General features: G+C 71.6%; 11 protein-coding genes. 4 read left to right on the top strand and 7 right to left on the bottom strand.

Features of this window, described 5'->3' with window-relative positions:
• Nucleotides 1-6: 6 nt before the first annotated feature.
• From ACG83_RS23265 to ACG83_RS23275, 3 genes are read right to left on the bottom strand one after another with little or no spacing between them, the layout of a single operon-like run.
• Nucleotides 7-2,217, bottom strand: coding sequence for an ATP-binding protein (locus ACG83_RS23265; protein WP_083473476.1), 2,211 nt, complete (start codon nucleotides 2,215-2,217; stop codon nucleotides 7-9).
• 56 nt (nucleotides 2,218-2,273) lie between these two features.
• Nucleotides 2,274-4,805, bottom strand: a complete 2,532-nt coding sequence (locus tag ACG83_RS23270) for a beta-glucosidase (protein ID WP_054568322.1) — start codon at nucleotides 4,803-4,805, stop codon at nucleotides 2,274-2,276.
• A complete protein-coding gene (locus tag ACG83_RS23275) occupies nucleotides 4,802-7,474 on the bottom strand; it encodes a glycoside hydrolase family 2 TIM barrel-domain containing protein (RefSeq protein ID WP_083473477.1) in 2,673 nt (890 codons plus the stop codon). The genes ACG83_RS23270 and ACG83_RS23275 overlap by 4 nt, the downstream gene beginning before the upstream one ends.
• Before the next feature lie 249 nt (nucleotides 7,475-7,723).
• Here ACG83_RS23275 and ACG83_RS23280 point away from each other — a divergent pair, with 249 nt between their 5' ends.
• Nucleotides 7,724-8,725 (top strand): LacI family DNA-binding transcriptional regulator, encoded by a 1,002-nt coding sequence (locus tag ACG83_RS23280; protein ID WP_054568323.1) that lies wholly within the window; start codon nucleotides 7,724-7,726, stop codon nucleotides 8,723-8,725.
• A 294-nt stretch (nucleotides 8,726-9,019) separates the two neighbouring features.
• On the opposite strand, the gene ACG83_RS23285 is transcribed toward ACG83_RS23280, so the two are convergent.
• The 3 genes from ACG83_RS23285 to ACG83_RS23295 all read right to left on the bottom strand — a co-directional run bounded on the left by ACG83_RS23285 (nucleotide 9,020) and on the right by ACG83_RS23295 (nucleotide 13,460).
• Nucleotides 9,020-10,459: an MFS transporter gene (locus ACG83_RS23285; RefSeq protein WP_054568324.1), complete on the bottom strand. Its 1,440-nt coding sequence runs from the start codon at nucleotides 10,457-10,459 to the stop codon at nucleotides 9,020-9,022.
• Between the two features lie 96 nt (nucleotides 10,460-10,555).
• Nucleotides 10,556-12,130 carry a serine/threonine-protein kinase gene (locus ACG83_RS23290; RefSeq protein ID WP_054568325.1) on the bottom strand — a complete coding sequence of 525 codons (1,575 nt, stop codon included), beginning with the start codon at nucleotides 12,128-12,130 and terminating at the stop codon, nucleotides 10,556-10,558.
• 310 nt (nucleotides 12,131-12,440) lie between these two features.
• The gene (locus ACG83_RS23295) at nucleotides 12,441-13,460 is read right to left on the bottom strand and encodes a Gfo/Idh/MocA family protein (RefSeq protein ID WP_076833826.1); all 1,020 of its coding nucleotides are present in this window, start codon (nucleotides 13,458-13,460) and stop codon (nucleotides 12,441-12,443) included.
• A 205-nt stretch (nucleotides 13,461-13,665) separates the two neighbouring features.
• Between ACG83_RS23295 and ACG83_RS23300 the strand changes: the two genes are divergently transcribed.
• Both ACG83_RS23300 and ACG83_RS23305 read left to right on the top strand, forming a co-directional pair.
• Complete coding sequence (locus ACG83_RS23300; protein ID WP_054568326.1) at nucleotides 13,666-14,721, top strand: LacI family DNA-binding transcriptional regulator; 1,056 nt, start codon at nucleotides 13,666-13,668, stop codon at nucleotides 14,719-14,721.
• A 61-nt stretch (nucleotides 14,722-14,782) separates the two neighbouring features.
• Nucleotides 14,783-15,970: a cytochrome P450 gene (locus ACG83_RS23305; RefSeq protein ID WP_054568327.1), complete on the top strand. Its 1,188-nt coding sequence runs from the start codon at nucleotides 14,783-14,785 to the stop codon at nucleotides 15,968-15,970.
• Here ACG83_RS23305 and ACG83_RS23310 read toward each other — a convergent pair.
• Nucleotides 15,960-16,421: a MarR family winged helix-turn-helix transcriptional regulator gene (locus tag ACG83_RS23310; protein ID WP_054568328.1), complete on the bottom strand. Its 462-nt coding sequence runs from the start codon at nucleotides 16,419-16,421 to the stop codon at nucleotides 15,960-15,962. The two genes, ACG83_RS23305 and ACG83_RS23310, sit on opposite strands and share 11 nt — an antisense overlap.
• Nucleotides 16,422-16,594: 173 nt before the next feature.
• Between ACG83_RS23310 and ACG83_RS23315 the strand changes: the two genes are divergently transcribed.
• The gene (locus tag ACG83_RS23315) at nucleotides 16,595-18,328 is read left to right on the top strand and encodes an ABC transporter ATP-binding protein (protein ID WP_054568329.1); all 1,734 of its coding nucleotides are present in this window, start codon (nucleotides 16,595-16,597) and stop codon (nucleotides 18,326-18,328) included.
• The last annotated feature ends 65 nt before the right edge of the window (nucleotides 18,329-18,393 follow it).

Consider the following 18,393-nt stretch of genomic DNA (forward strand, 5'->3'; position numbering starts at 1 on the left):
GGCTGCTCAGCCGCCTTCCCGGCCGAGGAAGACCGCGCGGGCGAGGTCGTCGCGTTCGGCGAGCTCACGGGCCGGTCCGGTGAACCGGACCTGGCCCTTCTCCAGAAAGACGGCCCGGTCGGCGATGGCGAGGGCGATGTTCAGCGACTGCTCGACGACGACGATCGTCAGCCCGTCGGCCTTGAGCCGTTCCAGGATCGCGAGCAGGTCCTGGACGACCGCCGGGGCGAGCCCGAGGGACAGCTCGTCGATCAGCAGCACCTCGGGGTCGTGCAGCAGCACCATCGCCAGCGCCAGCATCTGCTGCTGGCCGCCGGACAACGACCCGGCCAGCTGCGACTGCCTGCCGGCGAGGTCGGGGAACAGACCCAGCACGTAGCCGAACCGGCGCTCGCGGCCGGCCCGGTCGCGGCGCATCCGGAACGCCGCCATCTCCAGGTTCTCCCGGATGGTCAGGTCGCCGAACACACCCTTGCCGCCAGGCAGCAGGTGCACGCCGTACGTCCCGCGCCGCTCCGGCGAGACGTAGGTGATCGTCCGGCCGCCCAGCCGCACGACACCGCGCGACGGCGTGCCGAGCCCGCAGACGACCTTCAGGATGGTCGACTTCCCGGCCCCGTTCGTACCCAGCAGCGCCAGCGTCTCGCCGCGGCGGACCTCGAACGCGACGTCGAACAGCACCTGCACATGCCCGTAGGAGAAGTCGACGTTGTTGACCTGCAGCACCGGGACGCCCTCGGGGTCGGCCCGCTGCCGGTCGCGCTCGGCGAGCTCCTCGCGCAGGTCCGCGACCACCAGCGACAGGTCGCTCTTCACGAACGACGCGCCGCGGATCATCATCAGCCCGCCGACCAGGGTCGCCGGAACACCGATCACCAGCACCGCGACCCGCGGGTCGTAGGCATTGCTGATCAGCCCGGACAGCAGCGCGCCACCGGTGGCGCCGACGAAGAACATGTACACCGAGGCCAGCGCGATCCCCAGACCGCGCAGCCGGTAGGGCACCACCGACTGCACCACCGGGCCGACCATCGCGAACGCGACCGACGCGAACACCGCGCCCGGAATGCTCGCGAGCATGAACCCGACCCAGTGCGGCATGAACCACTGGATCGGCAGCAGTACCGCGCCCGGCAGCACGCACAGCCCCAGCAGCCGCACCGCACGCTCCGGATCGCGGTGGTAGAGCCGGTCGTAACGGGGGGCGACGACCAGGGCGGCACCGCCGAGCGAACCCATCAGGCCCCGCTGGAACGTCGACATCCCGTAGTGGTCCTCGGCCCACAGGTTCGCCAGGACGCTCGTGGTGAACAGGCTGAAGCCGAGCGCCGAGAAGGCGACGATCGCCGTCTTCACGGTGCGGATCCGCATCAGCCGGGCGAACGCCGCCTCGATCGAGATCGGCATCGCCTCGGCGTCCTCGACGACCTCGCCGAGCACCGAGCGCATCTCGTGCTGGCCGCGTGGCGGCTCCGGCAGCCGGAACGCGACGATCGCGACGACGAGCGCGGGCAGGCCGAGGACGAAGAACGGCCAGCGCCAGCCGTTCTCCCCGCCCGCCCAGGTCGCGATCCCCGCGACCAGCAGCGGGCTGAGCGCACCCGCGGCCCGCGCCGCCCCGTACACCGACGCCGACATCCGCCCGCGCACCCCGATCGGATAGGCGTCCGCGATCAGGGAGCCGTGCACCGTGTTGTTGCTCGACTTCGCCACCCCGACCCCGAACCGGGCCAGGAAGAACAGAAAGGCGTTCGCCGCCAGGCCGGAGGCGAGCACCATCAGCGAGAACACCGCACCGGCCCAGCCGATCACCCGGCCGCGCCGGTAGTGGTCCGCCAGCCAGCCCATCGGCAGCGCGCCCAGCACCAGGAAGGCACCGGCCGCGGCCGAGATGAACACGATCGCGCCGTCGGACAGCCCGAACGCGTCGCGGATGTCGGGTGCCAGCACCGACAGCGCCGCCGACTCCAGCTCGTCCAGCGCGTTCAGCAGCACCAGGACCCCGAAGGTCAGCGACCCGCCCGCGGCCAGCCCCTGGCGCAGCGACAGCGGCTCGCCGCCGACCCCCGGCAGCAGCTCGTCCGCGAACAGCACGTCCCGCCGGGCCTGGGCCTGCCGTTCCCGGCGCTCGGCCTCCGCGTCGATCAGTCCCGCGGCCAGCCCGGCCACCGAGGGCCCGTCCTCGGTGGCCGGGGCGGGGTCGGTGGGGGCGCTCACGGGCACCCCTGGTCGTCGGGCGTGCACCACAACCCGGATCGGTCGGACATCGTTGCCTACTTCCCGAGGGGAACAGGTAAGACGGGGGACACGTCGCCGACGGTCACCCTGGACAGGTAGGAGCGGCGCTCTTCGAGAACCACCCGGTCGCCGACGACGTCGAACGCGCCGCGCAGCCGGATGTCGTCGGAGGCGCTGCCCACGAGGACCTGGACCGGCCCGGGCTCCAGCCCGAAACGCCCGTCGAGGCCGAGGTAGCCGAGCTGGCTCATCGCCACGGTGAACTCGACCGGCACCGCGGTGCCGGGATCGAGGCTGATCCTGGTGAAGCCGACCAGCTCCTGGGCGGGCCGGGTGACGCCGGTCGCCTGGTCGGCGAAGTACAGCTGGACGACCTCGTCACCGGCACGCTCGCCGGAGTTGCGGACGGTCAGCCGGACCGTCACCGCCGCCTCGACGTCGGTGCCGACAGTACCGCCACCGCCACCGCCGACGACGCCGCCGCCGACGACGCCGACAGCGACGTCCGACGGGCTGATCGCGAGGTCGGTGTAGTCGAACGTGGTGTAGCCCATGCCGTGGCCGAACGCGAACAGCGGGGTGGACGCCACGTCGAGATACCCCCGGTGCATGTCGTGCTCGGTCCGCCGGTAGCCGGAGCCGGTCGGCTGGCCGGAGTGGATCGGCACCTGGCCGCTGTGGCGGGGAAGCGAGATCGGGAGCCTGCCGCCCGGGTTCACCTCGCCGAACAGGACCTCGGCCAGGGCGGTGGCCGCGTGCTGCCCGCCGTAGTACCCGTACAGCAGGGCGGGCAGGACGTCGACGATCTCGGCCAGCACCATCGGCCGGCCGGTGTGGACGATGCCCACGCATGGGGTGCCGGTCCGCGCCACCGCCTGGGCCAGCGCGATCTGGTTCGCCGGGAGGTCGATGTTCGCGGTGTCGCTGCCCTCGCCTTCGGTGATGCCGGGGGTGAACCAGCCTCCCCGCCCGCCGAGGGCGAGGATCACCACATCGGCGTCGCCGGCGGCCGCCACGGCCGCCGGAATGTCGGCCGGCTCGTGGTCCAGCACGCCGCACCCGGCGGTCACCGTCACCTCGGCGCCGGGTACGGCCGCGCGCACGGCCTCGGCGAGGGTCCGCGCGCCGTAGGTCTCGCGCAGGTAGTCGTCGATGGGCATCCCCAGCGGGCCGGCGAGCTCCTCGATCATCATCCGGACGGCCTCCTCGGTGACCGTGCCGGCCATCTGCTCCGTTCCGGGGATGTCGACCCGTGCTCCCCGGAACCGGGCGGCGAACATCTGCAGCGCGCCCGGGTACGTGTAGGCCGGGAACGCGAAGGCGATGCTGTCCGCGTGCGGGCCGACGAGCGCGATCCGCCGCAGGTCACGCGACAGGGGAAGCAGGCCGTCGTTCTTGAGCAGCGTCACGGACTGCCGCGCGAGGCGGTGGGAGAGCCCGTCGCCGTCGCGGGCCGTCGCGGCGATGACGACCGGATCCTCGGGGACGTACGGCTGGTCGAACAGGCCGAGCGCGAACTTGTCCCGCAGCACCCGCCAGCAGGCCTGGTCCAGCTGCCCCAGCGGAACCTCACCACGGTGGACGGCTTCGGCGAGGCCGGGGCCGTAGCCGTCGGCGATCGGCAGCTCGACGTCGACGCCGGCCGCGAGCGCCAGCCGGCCGGCCTCCGCGGCGTCGCGGGCGACCCGTAGCCGCCGGTGCAGGTGGCCGATGGTGTCGTAGTCGGACACGACGGTGCCGGTGAAACCGAGCCGGTCGCGCAGCAGGCCGGTCAGGATCTCGCGGCTCGCGCCGACCGGGACGCCGTCGACGGCGCTGTACGAGTTCATCACCGCCGCAAGCCCCGCCAGCTTCACCGCGGCCTCGAACGGCCGGGCGAACACCTCGTACAGCTCACGGGCCCCTGCGGTGCTCCCGGCCATGTTCTGGCCGGCCTCGGTGAGGCCGTAGCCCAGGAAGTGCTTGCCCGTCGCGATCGCGCCGTCGCGCAGGTCGGTGCCCTGCAGGCCGCGGGTGAACGCGACGCTCATCGCCGAGACCAGGTACGGGTCCTCGCCGTAGGTCTCGTGCACCCGGCCCCAGCGGGCGTCCCGGGCGACGTCCATGACCGGCGACAGGACGAACGGGTGGCCGATCGCCCGGACCTGCCGGCGCAGGATCGTCGCCATCTCCTCGACGTCCGCCGGGTTCCAGGTGGCGGCCAGCGCGATCGCGGTCGGGAACGTCGTGAACCCGGGGGACACCACTCCGTTCAGCGCCTCGATGTGGAAGATCGCCGGGATGCCGAGCCGGGTGTGGGTGACCAGGAACCGCTGGATCTCGTTGACGGTCCTCGCCACCTGCGCGGGCGACTTGTGGCCGAGCATGCCCAGCGCGGCGATGTGCCCGATACCCAGTCCCAGGTCGCGCTCCGCCGCGTCCTGGAGCAGGCCGTCGACACCGACGAGGCCGATCGGCATCACGCCGGTGACCTGCTGCGCCTTCTCCTCGACGGTCATCGCCCAGAGCAGATCGGTAGCACGCTGTTCAGGGCTCAGGGCCGGGCTGCCTGCGGGTGCGCCGGTCATCGCGCGGCCTCCGCCTGGTCTGCGTCTGCCGGCGCTGCCTCCGCCTGGTGTGCCGGTGCTGCCTCGACGCGGACGACGGCCGGTGCTGCCTCGACGCGGACGACGGCCGGTGCGCAGCCGTCCGCGGTCACCGTCACCGTGATCACACCAGGCCCGGTCGGACGGATCACAGCGAGCGCACGCCCGTCGAAGGTCGTCCGGGTCCGGTCGAAGAAGTTCTCCTCCGGCCGCGGGTCCGCGCTGCCGAACCCCTGCAGCACACCCGGCCCGGTCAGCTCGACAGCCACCGGGCGGTCCGCGGTGTTGTGGAGGTTGCCGGCGGCGTCGACCAGGGTGACGGTCACGAAGGCGAGGTCGCGGTCATCGGCCGTGATCCGAGACCGGTCGGCGGTGACATCGAGCCGGACGTCACCGGTGGCGGACCGCAGGGACGTCCGGCCGGTCTCCCGGCCTTCGATGTAGGCGACGGCGGTCAGCTCACCGGGCTGGTAGACGGTTTCGAACGCGGCGGTGAAACGGTTCTTCTCCCCCGCCGGCTCCCTGCCGACCGAGCGGCCGTCGATCAGGAGCTCGACCTCGTCCGCGGCGGAGTAGACGTCGATCCGCACCGGCCGGCCCTCATGGCCGGCCCAGCTCCAGCTGGAGATCGAGTCGCTCCACGACCACCAGGTCGCCAGCCGCACCTGGTCGCCGTGCCGGTCGGGGCGGTGGACGGCGATGTAGGGCTCGGCGCGCAGGCCGAAAACGATCTCCCGGTAGTAGGAGGCGGGGCGCCGGTGGCCGGTGATGTCGATGTCACCGCACCAGGCCGCCAGCCACGGGTAGGCACCCTGATGGCCCGGCATGCCCCCGGCCGTCGGCGCCGGATCGCTCTGGTACTCGACCCGGCCGATCCCGGGCTCACCGAGGTAGTCCCAGCCGGTCCAGGTGAAGTCGCCGATGACGTGGCTGTTGTCCTGGACGAGCCGCCAGTTGCGGTCGATGTCGGTCGGGTAGGTCTCCGTACCGACGATCACCCGGTTGGGGAACAGCGTCCGGTCGAGCTCGTACCGGGAGTCGAGGTAGTTGTAGCCGGCGACGTCGAGGTAGGCCATCGCCTCCGCGGTGCGGGAGGTGACCAGCTCCGAGGTCATCAGCATCGGCATGAACTGGCGGAAGCGGGTCATGGCCGCGTTCACGTCGAGGTTCTCGGCACCGGACGCCTCGGCACCAGCCACACCGGCCGCCTCGGCACCGGCCGCACCCGCCGCACCGGACGTCTCGGCACCAGCCGCGCGGGACGGTTCGGCACCGGACGCACCCGTCGCTCCGGCGTCCGTCTCCGCCGGTCGGGCACCGCCGCCGGTCAGGGAGCCGAGCAGTTCCGGGCCGCCGGCGAACATGCCGTTCACGCCGTTGGTGATGAGCCGGGTGCCGTCGAGCTCACGGACCCGCTCGGCCAGCCGGCGACTGAACACGGCGCCTACCGGACCGCCGATCTCCGGGATCTCGTTGCCGATCGAGTAGAAGACGACGCACGGATGGTTCTGATCCTTGGCGACCATGGCCCGCAGGTCGGACTCCCAGGAGGCGGCGAAGTCACCGGCGTGGTCGTCGGCCGTCTTCGACCTGGTCCAGACGTCGCTCAGCTCATCCATGACCAGCATGCCGAGCTGGTCGCAGGCGTCGAGCAACGCGGCGCTGACCGGGTTGTGGGCACTGCGGATCGCGTTGAAGCCGGCCTGCTTGAGGATCTCCACCCGGCGGTGCTCGGCCCGGTCGATGGTGGCCGCGCCGAGCACCCCGTTGTCGTGGTGGATGCAGGCGCCGCGCAGTTTCACCGGTTCGCCGTTGATCCGCAGGCCCCGGCGGGCGTCGACGGTCAGGGAACGGATGCCGAAGCGCGTGGTCTCCTCGTCCAGCCGTTCGCCCTCGGCGGTCACGGTCGTCCGGCAGGTGTGGAGGTACGGATGATCAACGCCCCATCGGCGCGGCTCGGTCACGGTCAGCCGCTGGCGCAGGGTGGCCGTGTCGCCGGGGAAGACGGTGACCGGGGCGACGTCCCGGGCGACGATCTCGCCTCCGGCATCCGCGATCTCGGTGCGCACCTCGACCGTCCGCGTCACGGCCGACTGGTTCTGGACGTCGGTCGCCACGGCGACGACAGCCAGCTCCCCGTCGATGACCGGGGTCGTGACGCGTACGCCGTCGAGTGCGACGTGCAGCAGACCGCCGACGATGAGGCTCACGCCGCGGTAAAGGCCGCCGCCGGAATACCACCGGGTGTCGTCCTGGCTGCGCGCCTCGACCCGCACCTCGTTCTCCGCGCCATACCGCAGCAGATGGTCGACCGGCACGCGGAAGGTGGAATAGCCGCTGGCGCACTGCCCGGCCAGGTCATCGTTGACGTACACCCGGGCCTGGCGGTAAACACCCTCGAACTCCAGCGTGACCCGCCGCTCTCGGTGCTCCGCCGGCACGGGGAACGACTTCCTGTATTCGTAGCCGTCCGCCGGGAAGTAGCCACGATGAGCCGATTCCGGGTCGGAACCGGACCGCTCGCGGCACACCATCGCGTCATGGGGCAGCCGGACAGGCTCCCAGCCGTCGGTCGCCCTGCCGAGCAATGCCTGGAACGTGTCGGGCTTCCGCCGATACGACCAGTCGTCGTTGAACGATGTGCGGATCAATCGAAGCTCTCCCGGTCGTGGCTGAACTCGGCTGCCCACCGGCGGTGGCAGCCTCGACGGCAGGTGGGCCCTCGCGGCGAAGCCTCTGGCTGTGCGGGGCGGAGCTGGAGGGTGATGCATCCCGCATCCGGTTCACTAGCGGGCACTAGTGATGAGGCCCGTAAGCTAGCATCGCCGACTAGCGCGCACAAGTGCGTACGAGGACGATCCTGTCCGGGTCGTCCGGCTGCGAGGACGGGGGGCCGGCGGGTGACCGCGTCAGAATCGGCGACCGGCCGGCGGGTGACCGCCCAGGACGTCGCCCGCGAGGCGGGGGTGTCGCGGGCGACCGTCGGGTTCGTCCTGAACAACACCCCGGGCCAGACCATCCCGGAGCACACCCGCGAGCGGGTGCTGCGGGCCGCCGCACGCCTCGACTACCGGCCGAACAGCGCCGCCCGCGCGCTCGCCAGCGGGCGCAGCCGGATCATCCTGCTCGTGCTGCCCGACTGGCCGATCGAGTTCCGGCTGCAGAACTACCTGGACGAGGCGTCCCTCGTCCTGGACCGGGCCGGCTACTCGCTGGTGACCTACACCCGCCACCCCGACCGGACGTCGCGGCCGCTGTGGGAGTCCCTCAGCCCGGACCTGGTGGTCGGCCCGGCACCGTTCAGCGCGCCGGACATCGCGTCGATGCTCGCCTGCGGCGTCAGGGAGATCTACCCGGACCCGGACCACCCGGGCACCACCGACGTCTCGCTGGCGATCAGCGCCGGGCCGGAGCTTCAGGTCGAGCACCTCCACGGCACCGGCCATCGCAGGCTGGTGTACGCGGCCTTCACGGAGGACCACCCCTCCTCGATGATCATTTCCCGCCATCGGGCGGCGTCCGACCGGGCCCGGTCCCTGGGCCTGGCGGCACTCGGCCTGGAGCGCATCCACTACCGCGACGACTCCCCCGACGACGCGATACGCCGCTGGCTCGGCACCGGTATCACCGGCGTGGTCGCCTTCAACGACGATGTCGCCGCCGCGGTCACCGGCGCGGCCGTCCGCGCCGGCCTGCGGATGCCGGCGGATCTCGCGGTGATCGGTCATGACGACTCCCCGATCTCGGCGATGTTCGTGCCCGCGCTGTCCACCATCCGGTTCGACACGGCCGCGCTGGGGCGTGGGTTCGCCGGCTTCGCGCTCCACCTGATCGACGGCCGCCCCCTGCCCGCCTCGTACGCCGTGCCGAAACCCGTCCTCGTGCGGCGCGCCACCAGCTGAGGCCTTCCCGGCGGCTTCGCCCTGGAGCCAGGCATCCTGCCCATCGGCAACACGGCGGTAATGTCAGGATCCCAACTATCTCGCGCTAGCTTTCGGCGCGAGCCGGGCCGCCTGGCGCCCGGCGCCACCGCGACGGAGGGCAGCGCACAGAGCCTCCACCGACCCGGCGAACGGGTGCTCAGGTGCGCCATCCACGATCGGGAACGAGGGGCATGATGCCCCGGCCTCCGCCTCGCGGGCCGTGCCGAAGCCCTCCCTCGCGGGGCGATACCAGCGCGACCAACGGCCCGTGGGTCAGACCCGACGGGCCCTCCGGCTGTTCCGCAGTATCAGAACCAGCGCCGCCCCGGTCGCGGCAACACCGGCGGTGAACAGGAGACCGTTGGAGTATCCCTCGTCTCGGTAGAACCGGATGCCGTGAATGATCTGACTGTCCCGGGCGAGAATGATGAAGGCCAGTTGGCTGAGAATGGTCTGGGTGGCCCCTTGCGCCATTGACTGGGCGCCGTTGGCCAGGGCCTGTTCCGCTGGGTGCACCGCCTGGATGACCAGGATGGGAACAGTGGCCACCACGAGGCCCATGCCCACCGCGGTCCCGGCGCCGAGGAGCATCAACTGCGGCACGGTGTGGTGGTGCACGGAGATCGCACCATAGCCGCCGGCGACGAGCAGGCCGCCGAAGGCCAGCAGGAGCCAGGGATCGATCCGACGGGCAGCCATCCCGGCCGCTATCGCACCCAGAAGAACCAGGACACTGCTGGGCGCATTGACCAGCGCGTTCTTGGTCGCGGAGAACCCCAGGCCGTCGGACACGCCGGGGATCGTCGGCATCAGGGCGAGCAGGAACATCACCGTGCCGACGGCGTACGCTGCCCCGCCGACCAGTGAGGTCGTCAGCAGCATGGTCCAGACCGACCGCCGTTTCAGCAGGGGCAGCGGAAACATCGGATGCGGCACCCGGCTTTCGACGAAGGCGAAACCGGCCACCGCGGCGAGACCGCCGCCGATGAACAGAAGGGTGCGGGCACTGGCCCAGCCCCAGCCTGCGCCCTCACCGATCCCGTAGATGACCGCGGTCAGGCCACCGCCGAGCAGGAGCCCGCCCAGCCAGTCGATGCGGGTGCGTTCCTCGCGCACGGGACTCTCGGGAACGAGAAGCACGAGCGCCGCAAGGCCGATCGCGCTGGCGGCGGCCATGAACCACAGCGCGCCGCGGAAGCCGAAACCGTCGACGAGCCACGCGGACAGAAACGGGCCGCCGAGCGCGACCAGCCCGACGCCGCCGCCCAGCAGGCCGCTGGCCGGACCGACGAGCCGGCGCGGGAAGACGTCACGAACCATCGAACAGGCCAGCGCGGCGATCGGACCGTAGCACCCGGCAATGCCACGTCCGATCAGCAGCATGGAGTAGTTCGTCGCGAGGGCGGCGATCACGTCACCCACCAGGCCGAGGACGGTGATGACCACCATGACGCGCTTCTTGCCGTACATGGCCGCAGCCTTGACCACGAACGGCGTGACGAAGGTGCCGACCAGTGCCGTGACCAATGTGAACCACGAGATCCTCGCGGTGTGAAAATGTATGGCGATGTCGGCCTGAATGTTGCCGGACAGCAGGCCGACCAGCCCCAGGAGCTGGGATGCCCACATCAGCACAAGCAGGATCAGCGCATTTCGCGCGCCGAATCCGGATTCTCCGGATGCTGTCCGGGACGGGGCCGCGATAAGGGTCATGAACGGCTCCTGTCTTCTCGAATGGTGAAACCCCTGGCACCAGGGGCACGCCGACAGCGCCGTAACACCGTTGTTCAGGACGGGCGACGGCCCCGGCTACAACGGAATGGAACCGCCACCACTGGCCGGGCTGTCATGGAGTTCCAGCAGCCGCGGTGTGGCGTCAGGCGGTAGGTCGAACACCATCCTGCCGTGAATGGACGCACCCGGCTCGGCGGTGTTCCAGATCGTCTCGCCGGGCAGGTAGTAGCGCGACAGGTAGTCGGCGGTGCGACGGGCCCCGGTGCTGTCGTACACGTACTGGTAGGAACTATCCAGGGCACGGGGCGACGTACCGGTGTTACGGATCGTTATGGCGACCAGGCAGAACTGGCCAGCCGGGTGGCGGGCCAGGAACCCGAGGCCGAGTTGTTCGACCCCGCATTCGACGCCGTCGACGGCAAACGACAACGGGCCGTCCTGGAAGGCGCCGGGGCCCGGTGCGGTACGCGGGCCGGAAAGCGGCATGGCCGAGGAGTCCGCCGGTACGGCCGGGGACGCCACCGACGTGGCCGGGGTGGCCGAGGTGGCCGAGGTGGCCGGGGATTCCACCGGCGTCGCCGCAGGAGTGGCCGGCTCAGCCGACGTCCCGTCATCGCGGTTCGCCGCCAGCCTGATCGCGGTGAGGGCCACCATGACCAGCACGAGGCTGACGGTCAGCAGAACGCGGCCACGTCCCCGGAGCCGCCGCCGCGCATCCGCGGACCGGTCCGCGGACCGGTCCGGCGAGCGCGCGAGCTCCGCGGTGAGCCCGAGCAGGCGGACAGCCGGATCGGTGGAGTGCTCCCCCGGCCGGCGCTCGACCAGACGCAGGAGCAGGTCCCGGGCATCAGGCCGGCCGGCCGCGTCTTTCGTCAACGCATCGCGGACGAGATCCACCACCTGCCCGGGCAGGCCGGTCAGGTCCGGTTCGGCGGCGGTGATCCGGTGGGAAAGCTCGACATCCGGGCCGTCCCCGAAAGGGTGCCGCCCGGTGCCCGCATAGGCGACAAGAATGCCCCAGGCAAACACGTCAGCCGCCGCCCCGATCGGCTGACCGTTGATCTGCTCGGGTGCCATCCACCCCGCCGAGCCGAACCCCCAGGCCGTCGGCTTACCGGCGCCATCGCGGGCACGGGCGATACCGAAGTCAATGACTCGCGGACCGGTCAGTGAGAGGATCACATTGCTGGGTTTGAGATCCCGGTGGACCAGCCCGGCATGGTGAATCGCGGTCAACGCCGTCGCGACCCCGACTGCCAGCCCGGTAAGAGTCGACGAGTCGAGCGGCCCCCCGTCGGCGACGGCGTTGTCCAGCCGGGGGCCGTCGATGAACTCGGTCACCAGGTACGGCGCGAACGCATCCGGGTCGGCGTCGAGAACTTCGGCGGTGCAGAACGAGGCGACGCTGCGAGCCGCCTCGACCTCCCACCGGAACCGCCTGCGGAACTCCTGGTCCCTCGCCCGATCCGACCTGATCACCTTGACCGCGACCGGCCTCCCCTGCTGGTCGCGCGCGTAGTAGACGGCGCCCATCCCACCCACGCCCAACCGGCTCATCAACACATAGGGGCCGATGACGGTCGGCTCGTGCGGAAGCAGGGGTTCGCCCGGGACGGACACACCGTGCGCAGTCTCCACCGCCACCTTCATCCGAGCCGGGGCCGGCCGCACATTCTGATCTGGTCGACGGCCGTGCCCGGGCGTCTATGCACCCCCGCGCAATACTGTCCCGGCCGGGCCGCTCCGTCATCGTCCATCCGCAGGCAGTACCGGCTACGTATGACGCAGTACCTTTCCGGCCGCCGTACTCCAACCGGAGTACCTGCCGCGGCTCCGGCTCCGGCTCCGGCCGACGACAAGCCGGCCGGCCGGTTTGTCGTCGGCGCCCTGACCGCCCCCGGATACCGGCAACCGCCAGCCTGCCGCTCGGCCTACAGGCAGACGTATGACCACCCTGTCGTCAGGCGTTGTCGGCTGGGTAGTGCACCCCGATCCGGGCTCGCACAGTGTCGAGGGTTCGCATGATCGCGACGGTTTCGTCCAGCGGCATGATGTCGCTTTCGAGGTGCCCCGACCGCAGCCGTTCGTGGACGTGACGGGCCTGGTGGTGCAGGCCGCCCCCGGCCGTCTCGTCCCCACGGCCATCGCCGTCCCGGGCGGCCGGCAGGCGCAGGCGCTCGACGGCGCCGGCCCGTTGCACGACGAGCTCGTCGGGGCAGTGCATGAAGGCCGGCAGCTCGATGCTTCCGGCGGTGCCGGTGACCCGGCCGGTGCAGGCCAGGTTGGCCCGCAGCGACGCCTTGGCGACGGCGAACGCGCCGCTGTCGTAGGAGGTCAGGACGGCCAGGTGCTCATCGACGCCGGTCTCGCCGAGCTGCCCGAACGCCGCCACCAGGCTCGGCTCCCCGAGCAGCATGCTGGCCAGCGACACCGGGTAGACACCGAGATCCAGCAGTGCGCCGCCGCCCAGGGCCGGGTCGAACAGCCGGTGGGTGGGTGTCATCGGCACCCGGAACCCGAAGTCGCCCTCGACCGAGAGCACGGTGCCGATCTCGCCGGCCGTGACCAGTTCGCGCAGCCTGACGTAGGCGGGCAGGAAGCGGCTCCACATCGCCTCCATCAGAAACCTGCCCTGTGCTCTTGCGGCGGCCACCATTTCGGCGGCCTGGCCGGCGTTCAGCGCGAACGGCTTCTCGCACAGCACGCCGTGGCCGGATTCCAGGAAAAGCAGGGTGTGCTCGTGGTGGTGCGAGTGGGGCGAGGCGACATAGACGATGTCGATGTCGTCGTCGGTGGCCAGGCTCTCGTATGAGCCGTACCTGCGGTGCGGCGCGATGCCGTACGTCTCGCCGAACTCGTCGGCGGTCGCCCGGTTGCGGGAGCCGACGGCCACCAGTTCGGCTTCCGGAAGGCGGCCCAGCGCGTCGGCGAAGCCCCTGGCGATCGCTCCGGTCCCCGCGATGCCCCAGCGTAAGGCCATGTGTACCCCGTTCTCCGAAGAATGCCGCGGTCGGGTGCCGCCCGTTCCTCTCACGATCGGGGAAGGTCGGCCCGGTGGGCGGTGTCACGCAGCACTTGCACCCGGAGGTTACACGTGTAACATGACCCTCGCCGGCAAGTTACACGTGTAACTTGATCACAGAGTCGAACGGGTGTAGCGCGGGCAGAGGATGGGTGATCGCACGATGCCGGTTGATGGTCGACGGGGCGAGGAGCTGTCGAGGCTGCCCGCGGGGCCGGGGCCGGGGCCGTCCAGGCCCACCAGCGCCGACGTGGCGCGCCGTGCCGGGGTGTCACGGGCGACGGTCTCCCACGTTCTCAACGGCACCGACCATCCGGTCAGCGAACAGACCCGGCAGCGGGTCCTGGTCGCGGCGCGGGAGCTGCAGTACGCCCCGAACGCCTCGGCGCGTGCCCTGCGCGCCGGGCGCAGCAACGTCGTCCTGGTGCCCATGCTGCGGTCCGCGACCGTGCCCGGCGCGGACCGGTTCCTCGAGAACCTCGACCGGGAGCTGGCCGCTCGCGACCTGGTCCTGCTGATGCACGGCGACCGCACCACCAGCGGGGTGCGAGGGGCTCAGGCCTGGGCCGAGCTTCGCCCCGCCGCCGTGTACGTCAACGTGGCCCGCGGTACCCCGGCCGCCGTGGAACTTCTGCGCCGGGCAGGCGTACAGGCGGTCCTGCTCACCGGTGCCCCGCGGGTGGACTACGCGCCCACCGTGCCGCTCGATCCCGCCGCGGTGGCCAGCCTCGCGACCCGGCACCTGCTCGCGCGGGGCTGTCGGCGCCTCGCCTGCCTGGTGCCCGCCGGGCCGCTGGCGGAGCTGCCCACGCAGCGTTATGAGGCGGTCGTGGAGGTCGCGTCGGCCGCCGACGTGCCCGTCGAGCGGGTGGACTGCGAGCTCTCCTCGGACAGCATCGCGCCGGTGGTGGACCGGTGGCGCGACCCGGCGCACCGGCCGGACGCGGTCTACACCAACAGCGACCCGTTCGCCATCCTGCTCATCGACAAACTGCGCGCCGCGGGCATCGAGGTTCCCCGCGACATCGCGGTGGTCGGTTCGGGTGACCACCCGCTGGGTGCCGCGCTGCGGCCCGCGATCACCACCGCCACCTTCGACGTCCCGGCGATAGCCCGGGTGGTCGCCTCCTCGATCCGGCGGCTCCTCGACGGATCGGACCTGGATCCGGGCCTGGAGGCCGCCCTGCGACCGCACCTGATTGTCAGGGAGTCCGGGTGAGGACCTTTCCCCGGAAAAGCCCACGCCTCATCCGGCGATTACGACGAGAGGACTTATCGACATGACGGACGATCTGTACTGGGACCCGTTCGACAAGGAGATCGACGTCGACCCGCACCCGCGGTGGAAGCGGATGCGCGACGAGGCGCCGGTCTATCGCAACGAGAAGTTCGACTTCTACGCCCTCTCCCGCTTCGCCGACGTCGACGCGGCCCATCTCGATCCGACGACGTACAGCTCCAGGTACGGCACCGTCCTCGAGCTCATGAAGCCGGAGCCCTGGGACACCGGGCAGATAATCTTCATGGACCCGCCCGCGCACACCACCCTGCGCGTGCTGGTCTCCCGGGCCTTCACCCCGCGCCGGGTCGGCGGTCTCGAAGGCGTCATCCGGGACCTGTGCGCCGAGCTTCTCGACCCGCAGATCGGCGTCGGCGGGTTCGACTACGTCCAGGACTTCGCCGCCCAGCTCCCCTCACTGGTCATCTCCCAGCTCATCGGCGTCGACCCCGCCGACCGGGAGGACGTCCGAAAGATGATCGACGGGACGTTCTACCTGGACCCGGAGAAGGGCATGTTCAACGAGACCGCCATGGCGGCCACCGCCCGGTTCCACGGCTACCTCACCGCCCAGCTCGAGGAGCGGGCCAGGAGCCCCCGCGACGACATGATGACCGCGCTCATCCAGGCGGAGATCGCGGCCGAGGGCGGCACCCGCCGCCTCAGCCTGCGCGAGGCCACGGACTTCACCGCGCTGCTCGTCTCGGCGGGCACCGAGACCGTCGCCCGCCTGCTCGGCTGGGCCTGCGTGCTGCTGGCCGCCCACCCCGACCAGCGGGCCGACCTGGCCGCCGACCCGGCACTGCTGCCGGGCGCCGTCGAGGAGACCCTGCGCCACGAGGCACCGTCTCCCGTCCAGGGGCGCATGGCCACCCGCGACATCGACCTGCACGGCACCCGGATCCCGGCGATGTCGAAGGTCCTGCTGCTCACCGGCTCCGCCGGCCGCGACGACCGCAAGTACGACGACCCGGACCGCTACGACATCCGGCGCAGGTTCGACAGCCACGTCTCCTTCGGCCACGGCGTCCACTTCTGCCTCGGCGCCGCGCTCGCCCGCATGGAGGGACGCATCGCCCTGGAGGAGACCCTGCGCCGCTTCCCGGCCTGGGACATCGACCACGCCAACACGGTCCGCCTGCATACCAGCACCGTGCGCGGCTACGAGAAGCTGCCGATCATTCTCTGATCGGCCCGTCCGGCCCTTCCCCCTCCTCGGCCCGGGGGGCGAGGAGGTCGGCCAGTGCCTGCAGCGCGACCTTCACCCGCTCGACGTCGGCCGGGTCGGCGCTGTCGATCGCCGCGGCCACGGCGGCGTCGATCTCGGCTGGCGGGCGGGCCTGGGCGCGCTCCAGCGTCGACGCGGTCAGGTGGACGAGGGTGCGGCGCCGGTCGCGCGGATCGGCCGCGGTCTCGACCGCACCCTCGTCCCGCAGCCGGGCGACGCACACCGAGACCTGGCTCTGCGGGAAGCGGACGCGGGCGGCGATGTCGGAGATCGAGGTGCCCGGGTTCTCGAAGATGTCGAACACGACCGCGCGGGTCGGCGCGGACATCTGGCGGAAGCCGATCTCGGGCATCGCCTGCTCGCCCAGCTTCATCAGCCGGCGGCCCAGCTGGAAGAGCTCGAATCCGTCCACGCGGCAACGTTACCGTTCCATCAACCTAGATGCATAACTCTTGATGTAGTTGCCGAGATCGGGTTATCGTCGGCGCGCCCCGGTTCCGCACCGCGCCGGTACCGCGCCCCGGAGCCACACCTCGGAACCGCACGCCACGGTTCCGCACCCCCGGCCAGACCGTGAGGGGACGCATGCTGACCCGACTGCTTCCGCGTTACCTCCGCCCGTACCGGCGGATGACCGTCGCCGTCCTGGCGCTGCAGGTCGCCCAGACCGCGGGCGCCCTGTACCTGCCGGCGCTGAGCGCCGACGTCATCGACCACGGCGTCCTCGCCGGCGACACCGGCCGCATCGTGCGGCTCGGCGGCGTGATGGTCGTCGTCTCGCTCGGCCAGCTGGCCTGCGCCGTCGCCGCCGCGGTACTGGGCGCGCGGGTGGCCACCTACCTGGCCCGTGACCTGCGCGCGGAGATCTTCGCCCGGGTGCTCGCCTTCTCCGCGCGGGAGCTCGACCGGTTCGGTGCCGCGTCCCTGAGCATCCGGGCCACCGTCGACGTCCAGCAGATCCAGATGCTCGTCCAGCTCACGCTCACATTCATGATCACGGCACCGCTCATGTGCGTGGGCGGGATCGCCTTCGCGCTCGGCCAGGACGTCGTGCTGTCGCTGCTGCTGGCCGTGGTCATACCGGCGCTGGGCCTGGTGGTCTGGCTGATCGTGGGCGGCATGACGCCGCTGTCGGAGGCGCTGCAGACCGCGATCGACGCGACCGGCCGGATTCTGGGCGAGCAGATCGCCGGCCTGCGCGTGATCCGGGCCTTCGTCCGCGAGGACCACGAACGGGCCCGGTTCGCCTCGGTGAACCGCCAGCTCACCGACGTGTCGCTGCGGCTGGGCCAGCTCTCGGCGCTGATCTTCCCGGTTATCACCGCGGTGGGCAGCCTGGCCGGGGTCGCCGTGGTGTGGTTCGGCGCCCGGCGGGTCGACTCGGGGGCGATCCAGGTGGGGGCGCTGACGGCGTTCCTCGGCTACCTGCTGCAGATCCTCGGCGCGGCCATCACGGCCACCTTCCTGCTGCGGCAGCTGCCGCGGGCCGAGGTCTGCGCGCGGCGCATCGACGAGGTCCTGGCCACCACCCCGACCGTCCGCCCGCCGGACCGGCCGGTCACCGCCCTGCCCCGCCCCGGCCTGGTCGAGCTGCGCCAGGCCGGATTCCGCTACCCGGGCGCCGAGGCGGCCGTGCTGCACGGCGTCGACCTCGTCGCCGAACCCGGACGGACCGTCGCCGTCGTCGGCGGCACCGGCAGCGGGAAGAGCCTGCTGCTCAGCCTGATCCCCCGGCTGGCCGACGTCACCGAAGGCGAGGTGCGGGTGGGCGGGCACGACGTCCGGGCACTCGACGGTGCCGCGCTGCGCCAGGCGATCGGCTACGTCCCGCAGCGCCCGCACCTGTTCTCGGGGACGGTCGCCACGAACCTGCGCCTGGCCGACCCGGACGCCTCCGACGCCGACCTGTGGCGGGCGCTGGAGATCGCGCAGGCCCGTGAGTTCGTCGAGGCGCTGCCCGAGGGGCTGGCCGCGCCGATCACCCAGGGCGGCACGAACGTCTCCGGCGGCCAGCGCCAGCGGCTGGCCATCGCGCGTGCCCTGGTCGGCCGGCCCGCGATCTACCTGTTCGACGACTCGTTCGGCGCGCTGGACTACGCCACCGACGCCAGGCTGCGGGCGGCGCTGGCCCGGGAGACCGCCGACGCCACGGTGATCATCGTGGCCCAGCGGGTGAGCACCATCCGCGACGCCGACCGCATCCTGGTGCTCGACAGCGGGCGCGTGGTCGGCGACGGCACCCACGACCAGCTGCTGGCCGGCAACCCGACCTACCGCGAGATCGTGCGGTCCCAGCTCTCCGCGGCGGAAGCGGCGTGAGCAGCGGAAGCGGCGTGAGCCCCATCGGCGGTGGACGCGGCACAAGCGGCGGGGGCGGCGAGGGC

Origin of the sequence: Frankia sp. R43, assembly GCF_001306465.1 — a bacterium.
GTDB classification, from domain to species: Bacteria; Actinomycetota; Actinomycetes; order Frankiales; family Frankiaceae; genus Parafrankia; species Parafrankia irregularis.